Here is an 8,789-nt window from a genome sequence, read left to right on the forward strand (position 1 = left end):
CCCCTCCCACACTTGAATGCGTTCACAGATCAAAATGTGGGAGGGGGCTTGCCCCCGATAAGGCCGGTAAAGCCACCACCAAACCTGCAGACATAAAAAAACGCCCCCGGCCTTTCGACCGGGGGGCGTTTTTCATTCAGCCTGAGTTAACTCAGTTCTTGGCTTTCTTGGCAGCGCGGGTACGCTCGCCTTCGTCCAGGATCTTCTTACGCAGGCGGATCGACTTAGGCGTAACTTCGCACAGCTCGTCGTCCTGGATGAATTCCAGGGCCTGTTCCAGGGTGAAGCGAACAGGTGGAACCAGAGCGATGGTTTCGTCTTTGCCCGAAGCACGCATGTTGTCGAGCTTCTTGCCTTTGGTTGGGTTGACGCCCATGTCGTTGTCACGGCTGTTCAGACCAACGATCTGACCGTTGTAGATCTCTTGACCGTGTTCAACAAACAGCTTGCCACGCGCCTGAAGGGTTTCCAGGGAGTAGGTCAGTGCCTTGCCGGTTTCTACCGATACCAGAACACCGTTCTGACGGCCGGACATGTCGCCGGACTTCATGGTGTCGTAGCGATCGAAGATCGAGGTCAGGATGCCAGCACCGTTGGTCAGGGTCAGGAACTGGTTACGGAAACCGATCAGACCACGAGCAGGGATGTTGTATTCCAGACGCACACGGCCTTTGCCATCCGGCACCATGTTGGTCAGGTCGCCCTTACGCAGGCCCATCTCTTCCATGACCTTGCCCTGGGATTCTTCAGGGGTGTCGATGGTGACGTTTTCGAACGGTTCCTGCTTCACGCCGTCAACCTGACGGATGATCACTTCTGGACGACCAACGCCCATTTCGAAGCCTTCGCGACGCATGGTTTCGATCAGTACCGAGAGGTGCAGCTCACCACGGCCGGAAACCTTGAACTTGTCAGCCGAGTCGCCTTCTTCAACGCGCAGAGCAACGTTGTACAGCAGCTCTTTGTCCAGACGTTCCTTGATGTTACGGGAAGTCACGAACTTGCCTTCTTTACCGCAGAAAGGCGAGTCGTTTACCTGGAAGGTCATGGAAACGGTTGGCTCGTCAACGGTCAGAGGCTTCATCGCCTCGACAGTGTCCGGCTGGCACAGGGTGTCGGAGATGAACAGCGAGTCCATACCGCTCACGCAAACGATGTCGCCGGCGAAAGCTTCTTCAACGTCGATGCGGTGCAGGCCGTGGTGGCCCATCAGCTTCAGGATACGACCGTTACGCTTCTTGCCGTCGGCGCCGATGGCGACAACCGGGGTGTTCGGCTTGACGCTACCACGAGCGATACGGCCAACGCCGATAACACCCAGGAAGCTGTTGTAGTCCAGTGCCGAGATTTGCATCTGGAACGGACCGTCACGATCAACCTTCGGTGGTGGAACGTGGTCAACGATCGCCTGGTACAGCGGGGTCATGTCTTCCGCCATGGCGGTGTGTTCCAGACCGGCAATACCGTTCAGGGCCGAGGCGTAGATCACTTGGAAATCAAGTTGCTCTTCGGTAGCACCCAGGTTGTCGAACAGGTCGAAGATCTGGTCCAGAACCCAGTCCGGACGCGCGCCTGGACGGTCAACCTTGTTGATGCACACGATCGGACGCAGGCCGGCTTCGAAAGCCTTCTTGGTCACGAAACGGGTTTGCGGCATAGGGCCGTCTTGAGCGTCAACCAGCAGCAGAACGGAGTCAACCATCGACATTACGCGTTCTACTTCGCCGCCGAAGTCGGCGTGGCCCGGGGTGTCCACGATGTTGATGTGGTAGCCGTTCCAGTTGATAGCGGTGTTTTTTGCCAGGATGGTAATACCGCGCTCTTTTTCCTGGTCGTTGGAGTCCATCACGCGCTCGTCGTTGAGCTCGTTGCGCTCCAGGGTGCCGGATTGACGCAGGAGTTTGTCTACCAGGGTGGTTTTACCATGGTCAACGTGAGCAATGATGGCGATGTTACGTAGATTTTCGATCACTTGTGTATCTCGATCAGAGGATTCGGTGTGCTGACAGGTCGTGGCAGCGATTAACAGTAGAGTCAGGCCTTGCCGTTACAGCTTGACGGCAGAGTCGGGGGGCCGGTGACGCAGGCCACAGGCAAACAGCCCCGGGCTCTTAGCTCGGTCGATAAACGCGCACATTGGCATGCCCCTCACTGAGCAAATGGTGGGCATGCAGGCGACTCATCACGCCTTTGTCGCAATACAGCAGGTACTGACGGCTGTCATCCAGTTCCTTGAAACGCGCGTTCAATGCATAGAACGGCAGCGTTTGTACGTCGATGCCAGGAATCTCCAGCGGCTCATCTTCAGCGGCATCCGGATGACGGATGTCGACAACGATCTGACCGGCCAGGGCTTCACTGACTTCTTCGATCTGCACATCCTGGCCCAATTCGTCGATAACACGATCGATCGGGACCAGCTTGGCGTTCTGCAGCGCACGCTCCAGAACTGCCATATCAAACTGTTGTTCTTCATACTCCACGCGGTTGCGCTTGGCGTGGGTCTTGGGGTTCACCGAAATGACGCCGCAGTATTCAGGCATATGCTTGGCGAAGTCGGCGGTGCCGATTTCTTCTGCCAAATCAATGATGTCCTGCTTGTGGCTGGCGATCAGCGGGCGCAATACCAGCTTCTCGGTAACGCAGTCGATCAGCGACAGGTTCGGCAGCGTCTGGCTGGAAACCTGGGAAATCGCTTCGCCGGTCACCAGGGCGTCGATCTGCAACTGATCGGCAATTCGGGACGCAGCGCGCAACATCATACGCTTCAATACTACGCCCATATGACTGTTATCGACTTTACCGAGAATTTCGCCCAGCACTTCCTCGAACGGTACGCTCACAAATAGCACGCGTTGGGAGCTGCCGTACTTCTTCCAGATAAAGTGCGCGACTTCCATCACGCCCAATTCGTGTGCACGCCCGCCCAGGTTAAAGAAGCAGAAGTGGCTCATCAGGCCGCGGCGCATGATCTGGTAAGCCGCCACCGTGGAATCGAAACCGCCGGACATCAATACCAGGGTCTGTTCCAGGGCGCCCAGCGGGTAGCCGCCGATGCTGTTGTGCTGGCTGTGGATTACAAACAACCGTTGGTCGCGAATTTCCATGCGCACTTCAATTTCTGGCGTTTTCAAGGAAATTCCGGCGGCGCCACACTCGCGACGCAGCTTGCTGCCGACGTATTTCTCTACATCCATGGAGCTGAATGGGTGCTTGCCGGCGCGCTTGCAGCGCACCGAAAAAATCTTGCCCTCGATCTCATTGCCGAAGTGCTGCTTGCACTTCTCGGTGATGTCGTCGAAGTCGCCCAGCGGGTACTCGTCCACCTGCAGGAAATGCGCGATGCCCGGCATGCAGCTCAGGCGCTCGGTCATATCCTTCAAGGCTTTGGCGTCGGTGACACGGGTTTCCAGTTCGAGGTTGTCCCACACGCCGTTCACCACCACAGCCGGGTCCAGATCGCGGAGCACGGCACGGATGTTCTTGGCCAACTGACGGATGAAACGCGTCCGTACCGGTCGGCTTTTAATGGTGATCTCGGGGAAGACTTTAACGATTAATTTCATGGAAACAGCGCGCGCCGGGCCTGCTGAAAAAGGGGGGCGCGGATTATAGCGGAAATCGCTCAAGGTTTAACCAGTTAATATGCACAGCACTCAACTCGCACTAAAGCAGTGCATTTGCGAACACAAACGCCACATTGCGGTGCGCCAAATTCGAGCTTTTGTCGCAATGCACCTTTATAGGGGCGTTTTTGGAGCAAAAAACCCATGTTGGCGCACTGGCATGCAATTTGCTCTCTTGTGAGGCAGGTTGCCATGGCGGACTATCCGCGCCGGCATCACCCACATTCTAAGGGCTAACTCCACTACCCCAGCCCGAAGCCACCCGGAGGACACTATGTCGAAGTCGGTTCAACTCATCAAAGATCATGACGTTAAATGGATTGATCTGCGCTTCACGGACACCAAAGGCACTCAGCACCACGTGACCATGCCGGCTCGCGATGCGCTGGATGATGCTTTCTTCGAAGAAGGCAAAATGTTCGACGGTTCCTCCATCGCTGGCTGGAAAGGCATCGAAGCCTCCGACATGATCCTGATGCCGGACGACAGCACTGCCGTGCTCGACCCGTTCACCGAAGAAGCCACCCTGATCCTGGTGTGCGACGTGATCGAGCCTTCGACCATGCAAGGCTACGACCGCGACCCACGTGCGATCGCCAAGCGTGCCGAGGAATACCTGAAGTCGACCGGTATCGGTGACACTGTATTCGTAGGCCCGGAGCCAGAATTCTTCATCTTTGACCAAGTGAAGTTCAAGTCCGACATCTCCGGCTCCATGTTCAAGATCTACTCCGAACAAGGTTCGTGGATGTCCGACCAGGACGTGGAAGGCGGCAACCATGGCCACCGTCCAGGTATCAAAGGCGGTTACTTCCCGGTTCCACCGTTCGACCACGACCACGAAATCCGTACCTCCATGTGCAACGCCATGGAAGACATGGGCCTGGTCATCGAAGTGCATCACCACGAAGTGGCGACTGCCGGCCAGAACGAAATCGGTGTGAAGTTCAACACCCTGGTGGCCAAGGCTGACGAAGTCCAGACCCTGAAGTACTGCGTACACAACACTGCCGTTGCCTACGGCCGTACCGCTACCTTCATGCCTAAGCCGCTGTACGGCGATAACGGTTCGGGTATGCACGTTCACCTGTCCATCGCCAAAGATGGCAAGAACACCTTCGCTGGCGAAGGTTATGCCGGCCTGTCCGACACCGCCCTGTACTTCATCGGCGGCATCATCAAGCACGGTAAGGCCCTGAACGGCTTCACCAACCCGTCGACCAACTCCTACAAGCGTCTGGTCCCAGGTTTCGAAGCTCCAGTAATGCTGGCCTACTCGGCGCGCAACCGTTCCGCTTCGATCCGTATTCCTTACGTATCCAGCCCTCGCGCTCGCCGTATCGAAGCCCGCTTCCCGGATCCGGCAGCCAACCCGTACCTGGCCTTCGCTGCCCTGGTCATGGCCGGCCTGGACGGTATCCAGAACAAGATCCACCCTGGCGACGCCGCCGACAAAAACTTGTACGACCTGCCGCCTGAAGAGGCCAAAGAGATCCCACAAGTGTGCGGCAGCCTGAAAGAAGCCCTGGAAGAGCTGGACAAGGGCCGTGCGTTCCTGACCAAAGGCGGCGTGTTCAGCGACGACTTCATCGACGCTTACATCGGCCTGAAAAGCGAAGAAGAAATCAAGGTTCGCACCTTCGTACACCCACTGGAATACGAGCTGTACTACAGCTGCTGATCCGGTAGCGCTGCTTGACGTAGCGTGATGAAAAAGGCCTCCTTCGGGAGGTCTTTTTTTTTGCCCAATCCTAGGAGGTCACCTCTTGAAGCTTCCACTTGCACTCACCTTATTGCTCACCAGCGCCGGTGCTTTTGCCGCACCACCCACGCTTGAACCCCTGCTCAACAGCATCGCCGAACGCCTGGAAATTGCCGACCAGGTGGCGCTGAGCAAATGGGACAGTCACAAGCCAGTGGAAGACAGAAAGCGCGAGCAAGAGGTGATCGCCAGCGTCGGCGCCCAGGCCCCGACCTACAAACTTGACCCCGCCGCCGCCGAGCAGTTTTTCTCGGCGCAGATCGAGGCGAACAAGCTGGTGCAATACACCCACCTGTCCGACTGGCAGCTCCAGGGCAAGGCACCCGACGATCCGCGCCCGGACCTGGTAAAGCAGATTCGCCCGCAGCTGGACCAATTGCAAAAACGCCTGTTGCAACAACTGGCGGACTTCACGCCCCAGCGCACCGACCCGCAGTGCCCGCAATGGCTGGCGGCCGCCGTACACGAACCACTGAATGACCCGCTTCGCCAACTGGCCATGATCCGCGCTACGGCCGAGCTGTGCATTTACCCCGGCTAACTGCTTTTTTCGGCTACCTGAACAGACTGCAGCAAATCGCACTATATTGGTGCGATTAGCTGCACCCTTCCCACCTGTCCAGCCCATTTTGGTTCGAAACTTCCCGAGCAGACTGGCAGAACGCCACAGTTTCGCGCCTCAAACCCCCATTTCAAGGCTTTAACGCTTCTTTTCGGAGCCTTGGTTTGGTTTTTGCATTTTCCTTGTATCAGCGTGTGCCTCAAGCCCGCGCCTTGCTCCAAAAGAGGTCCTGATGACCATCAGCGATGCACTGCACCGTTTGCTACTCGACAACCTGACCACCGCGACCATCCTGCTCAATGACGATTTGCGTCTTGAGTACATGAACCCGGCGGCGGAGATGCTCCTGGCCATCAGCGGCCAGCGCAGCCATGGGCAGTTCATCAGCGAGCTGTTCACCGAGTCGGCCGAAGCCTTGAGCTCGTTGCGCCAGGCCGTGGAGCAGGCACACCCGTTCACCAAGCGAGAAGCGATGCTCACCGCCCTTACCGGCCAGACATTGACTGTCGACTACGCCGTGACCCCGATCCTGAGCAACGGCACCACCCTGCTGCTGCTCGAAGTACATCCTCGTGACCGCCTGCTGCGCATCACCAAGGAGGAAGCGCAGTTGTCCAAGCAGGAAACCAGCAAGATGCTGGTGCGCGGCCTCGCCCATGAGATCAAGAACCCGCTGGGCGGCATCCGTGGCGCAGCGCAGTTGCTGGCCCGCGAGCTGCCGGAGGAGCACCTCAAGGACTACACCAACGTCATCATCGAAGAAGCCGACCGCCTGCGTAACCTGGTGGACCGCATGCTCGGTTCCAACAAGCTGCCGTCCCTGGCGATGACCAACGTGCACGAGGTGCTGGAGCGTGTCTGCCAACTGGTCGAGGCCGAGAGCCAGGGCTGCATCACCTTGGTGCGCGACTACGACCCGAGCATTCCTGACGTGTTGATCGACCGCGAGCAGATGATCCAGGCGGTGCTCAATATCGTGCGCAACGCGATGCAGGCCATCAGCAGCCAGAACGAGCTGCGCCTGGGCCGCATCAGCCTGCGCACCCGCGCCCTGCGCCAGTTCACCATCGGCCACGTGCGCCATCGCCTGGTGACCAAGGTCGAGATCATCGACAACGGCCCGGGCATTCCTGTGGAACTGCAGGAAACCATTTTCTTTCCCATGGTCAGCGGCCGCCCGGACGGTACCGGGCTGGGCCTGGCCATTACCCAGAACATCATCAGCCAGCATCAGGGCTTGATCGAGTGTGAGAGCCATCCGGGTCACACCACGTTCTCGATCTTTCTGCCACTGGAACAAGGAGCCCCTTCGACATGAGCCGTAGTGAAACCGTCTGGATCGTCGATGACGACCGTTCCATCCGCTGGGTCCTCGAGAAAGCCTTGCAACAGGAAGGCATGACCACCCAGAGCTTCGACAGCGCCGATGGCGTGATGAGCCGCCTGGCGCGCCAGCAGCCCGACGTGATCATCTCCGACATCCGCATGCCCGGCGCAGTGGCCTGGACCTGTTGGCACGGATTCGCGAGCAGCACCCGCGCCTGCCGGTGATCATCATGACCGCGCACTCGGACCTGGACAGCGCTGTCGCGTCCTACCAGGGCGGCGCGTTTGAATACCTGCCCAAGCCGTTCGACGTCGACGAGGCCGTGGCGCTGGTCAAGCGCGCCAACCAGCACGCCCAGGAACAGCAGAACCAGGAAGCCCCACCGGCCCTGACCCGCACCCCGGAAATCATCGGCGAAGCACCGGCGATGCAGGAAGTGTTTCGCGCCATCGGGCGTTTGAGCCACTCCAACATCACCGTGCTGATCAACGGCGAGTCGGGTACCGGTAAAGAGTTGGTGGCCCATGCCCTGCACCGTCACAGCCCACGGGCGGCGTCGCCGTTTATCGCACTGAACATGGCGGCGATTCCCAAGGATTTGATGGAGTCCGAGCTGTTCGGCCATGAGAAAGGCGCATTCACCGGCGCGGCCAACCTGCGGCGCGGGCGCTTTGAACAAGCGGACGGCGGCACACTGTTCCTCGATGAGATCGGCGATATGCCGGCCGACACCCAGACACGCCTGCTGCGCGTTCTGGCGGACGGCGAGTTCTACCGCGTCGGTGGCCACACGCCGGTCAAGGTCGATGTGCGCATCATCGCGGCGACCCACCAGAACCTCGAAACCCTGGTGCACGCGGGCAAGTTCCGTGAGGACTTGTTCCACCGCCTCAATGTGATCCGTATCCACATTCCTCGCATGTCGGACCGCCGCGAAGACATCCCGACCCTCGCCCGCCACTTCCTCAGCCGCGCCGCCCAGGAGCTGGCCGTCGAGCCGAAGCTGCTCAAAAGCGAAACCGAGGAATACCTGAAAAACCTGCCGTGGCCAGGCAACGTGCGCCAGCTGGAGAACACCTGCCGCTGGATCACCGTGATGGCCTCCGGGCGCGAAGTGCACATCAGCGACCTGCCGCCGGAGCTGTTGAGCCTGCCGCAGGACTCAGCCCCGGTAACCAACTGGGAGCAAGCGCTGCGCCAATGGGCCGACCAGGCGCTGGCACGTGGCCAATCGAACCTGCTGGACAGCGCCGTGCCGGCGTTTGAGCGGATCATGATCGAGACCGCGTTGAAGCACACTGCCGGCCGCCGTCGCGACGCTGCGGTGTTGCTGGGTTGGGGTCGCAATACCCTGACGCGCAAGATCAAGGAGTTGGGGATGAAGGTGGACGGTGGGGATGATGATGAGGGCGACGACGCCTGATTCTCAGCTCCACTGAGGTCTAGTGTGGAGGCTGCCCCCGATGGCAATGTATCAGCCAGCTTATCTGTAGCTGACCCACCGCAATCGGG

Annotated in this window: 5 protein-coding genes and 1 pseudogene; 4 read left to right on the forward strand and 2 right to left on the reverse strand. The window is 59.0% G+C overall.

Annotated elements, in window-relative coordinates; genetic code table 11:
- Nucleotides 1-151: 151 nt before the first annotated feature.
- Nucleotides 152-1,972: a translational GTPase TypA gene (gene typA, locus IQK56_RS29170; RefSeq protein ID WP_034117299.1), complete on the reverse strand. Its 1,821-nt coding sequence runs from the start codon at nt 1,970-1,972 to the stop codon at nt 152-154.
- Nucleotides 1,973-2,111: 139 nt separating this feature from the next.
- The gene (gene thiI / locus IQK56_RS29175) at nt 2,112-3,566 is read right to left on the reverse strand and encodes a tRNA uracil 4-sulfurtransferase ThiI (RefSeq protein ID WP_122305422.1); all 1,455 of its coding nucleotides are present in this window, start codon (nt 3,564-3,566) and stop codon (nt 2,112-2,114) included.
- Between the two features lie 334 nt (nt 3,567-3,900).
- Between thiI and glnA the strand changes: the two genes are divergently transcribed.
- The 4 genes and pseudogenes from glnA to ntrC all read left to right on the forward strand — a co-directional run bounded on the left by glnA (nt 3,901) and on the right by ntrC (nt 8,700).
- Complete coding sequence (gene glnA / locus IQK56_RS29180) at nt 3,901-5,307, forward strand: type I glutamate--ammonia ligase (RefSeq protein ID WP_032890148.1); 1,407 nt, start codon at nt 3,901-3,903, stop codon at nt 5,305-5,307.
- Between the two features lie 85 nt (nt 5,308-5,392).
- Nucleotides 5,393-5,929 carry a chorismate mutase gene (locus IQK56_RS29185; RefSeq protein WP_193864113.1) on the forward strand — a complete coding sequence of 179 codons (537 nt, stop codon included), beginning with the start codon at nt 5,393-5,395 and terminating at the stop codon, nt 5,927-5,929.
- A 253-nt stretch (nt 5,930-6,182) separates the two neighbouring features.
- Nucleotides 6,183-7,268, forward strand: coding sequence for a nitrogen regulation protein NR(II) (gene glnL, locus IQK56_RS29190; protein ID WP_122305418.1), 1,086 nt, complete (start codon nt 6,183-6,185; stop codon nt 7,266-7,268).
- A pseudogene (gene ntrC, locus IQK56_RS29195) lies at nt 7,265-8,700 on the forward strand (nitrogen regulation protein NR(I)). Before glnL ends, ntrC begins: the two are co-directional and overlap by 4 nt.
- The last annotated feature ends 89 nt before the right edge of the window (nt 8,701-8,789 follow it).

This window comes from Pseudomonas cyclaminis (assembly GCF_015163715.1).
GTDB lineage: Bacteria > Pseudomonadota > Gammaproteobacteria > Pseudomonadales > Pseudomonadaceae > Aquipseudomonas > Aquipseudomonas cyclaminis.